Here is a 2446-nt window from a genome sequence, read left to right on the forward strand (position 1 = left end):
GCTGGGGGTGGAGCGGGTCGGTGTCGAGGACAACTTCTTCGAGCTGGGCGGCGACTCGATCATCAGCATCCAAACCGTCGCACGCGCACGCGAGCTGGGCGTCTACGTGTCGGTGGCGCAGCTGTTCGACCATCAGACGGTGGCGGGGCTGGCGTCAGTGGCAGGCGCAGGCAGCTTGATCGATGCCGAACAGGGTCTCGTGGTGGGTGAATTCCCGCTGTCGCCGATCCAGCGGTGGTTCCTGGAGCGGGAGACGCCCGAGCCCTGGCACTTCAACCAGTCTGCCTTGCTTGAGATCACCGAGCGGATCGAGCCCGAGGCGGTGCGGGCTGCCCTGCACGCGGTGCTTGCGCAGCACGACGCGCTGCGTTCACGGTTCGTCCGTGACGGTGGCCGCTGGACGGGCCGGACGGTCGCAGACGAGCCCTCCGAACTGTTGTGGGTGGTCGACGGGAGCGAGTGGGAGACCGTCGAGGCCCGTGGCGTGCAGGCACAGGCGAGTCTGGATCTCGCGGACGGGCCGCTGCTGCGCGCTGTCCTCATCGAACGCGGCGACAACGCGCAGCTGTTGCTGATCGTGGTGCACCACTTGGTGATGGACACCATCTCGTGGCCGATCCTGTTGGAGGACCTGACCCTGGCCTGCGAGCAGGCCGAACTGCCAGCCAAGACGACCTCGTTCACGGCCTGGTCGGAGCGGCTCACAGAACTGGCCCGATCGGAGGAACTGACGGGCGACGCCGCATACTGGCGACGCACCGAAGAGGCGGCGGTCGGGCGACTGCCGCGTGACCATGACGGACTCAACGTGCACGCCTCGGTGCGCGACCTCGGGGCCGGTCTCTCGGCGGAGCAGACGAACCGGCTTCTGCGTGAGGTGCCGGCGGCGTTCCGGACGCAGATCAATGACGTGCTGTTGTGTGTGCTGGGCGCGGTGCTGGCCGAGTGGTGCCGGGCGCCGTCGGTCGTGGTCGATCTGGAGGGCCATGGCCGTGAGGACGTGGGTGCCGACATCGACGTGTTGCGGACGGTCGGCTGGTTCACCAGCGTGTACCCCGTGGCACTCGACGCGGTCACCGACGGCGACCTGGGCGCGGCCCTTCGCCGTACCAAGGAGAACCTGCGGGCCGTACCTCGTCGCGGTCTGAGCTACGGGCTCCTGCGCCACCTCACCGACCGGACGCCCGGCTCGGGCATCAGCGCTGAGGTGCTCTTCAACTACTCTGGCCGGACGGTCCAGGTGCCACAGCAGGAAAACACGGGCCGGGCGGCCGAGGAGGGCGGCGGACTGCTCCGGCTGCGGCCGGGTTCGGTGGGCGACGCGCAGTCGACGGAGGGTGAGCGCACCCACCTGATCGAGATCAACAGCCTCGTGGTCGACGGACGCCTGGAGACGAAGTGGACATACAGCGGTCAGATCCATGACGAGGCGACGGTCGACCGTTTGGCACGACGGTATGTCGAGGTACTGGACGAACTGATCGACTACTGCTGTCGTGAAGATGTCGGTGGCTATACGCCGTCGGACTTCCCGTTGGCGGGCCTTGACCAGGCTGGGGTTGACCTGGTTGCGGGACGGATGACGACGCCGGTCGAGGACATCTATCCGCTGACGGCATTGCAACAGGGGATGCTGTTCCACACCCAGCTGGCGAGTGAGCCCGGCATGTACTGGGTGCAGAACGGGCTGTTGCTGGAGGGTGAGCTGGATCTGGCGGCTCTGCGCCACGCCTGGGAACTGGTCTTCACCCGGCATGAGGCGCTGCGCACCACGGTCGTGTGGGACGAGGTCCCCGAGCCACTCGCCGTGGTGTCGCGTGCCGTCCCGCTTCCGCTGGAGGTACTGGACTTCACGGAGGCAGGCGAGCAGGCGCTCGCGGACCATCTGAAGGCCGACTGGGTCCGAGGTGCCGACTTCGAGGCTCCGACGTTGGCTCGTATCGCCGTGATCCGGCTGGCGGAGGGACGACACCAACTGGTGTGGAGCTACCACCATCTGCTCATGGACGGATGGAGCGACCCCATCGTGCTGGGGGAGGTGTTGGAGGCCTATCACGCGTTCCGCGCGGGGCAGCGGCCGCAGCTGTCTGCGCGTGCCCCGTTCCGTGACTTCGTGAGCTGGATGGCGGAGCAGGATCTGGACGAGGCACGGCAGTACTGGCGTGAACGTTTGGCCGGTGTCACCGAGCCGACGCGCCTGGGCGTGGAGCACCCCACCGGTGAGCAGGGCCAGGCCGAGGTCCGTGTCACCTTGCCGACGACGGTCGCGCGCGACGGCCTGGCGGAGTTCGCGCGGCGGCATCGGCTGACGGTGAATACGGTGGTGCAGGGTGCGTGGGCGTTGGTGATGTCGCTGTACTCGGGTAGTGATGATGTGGTGTTCGGTGTGACGTCGTCGGGGCGTGGTGGTCAGATCGAGGGTATGGACTCCATGGTGGGTCTGCTG

At 67.5% G+C, this 2446-nt stretch carries 1 protein-coding gene; it reads left to right on the forward strand.

From position 1 onward, the window contains the following. Positions 1 to 2446 (forward strand): condensation domain-containing protein (locus tag AB0D14_RS44845; RefSeq protein WP_362791275.1); only part of this gene is annotated, 2446 nt, incomplete at both ends.

Origin of the sequence: Streptomyces sp. NPDC048484 (genome assembly GCF_040651415.1) — a bacterium.
In the GTDB taxonomy this organism is placed as follows: domain Bacteria; phylum Actinomycetota; class Actinomycetes; order Streptomycetales; family Streptomycetaceae; genus Streptomyces.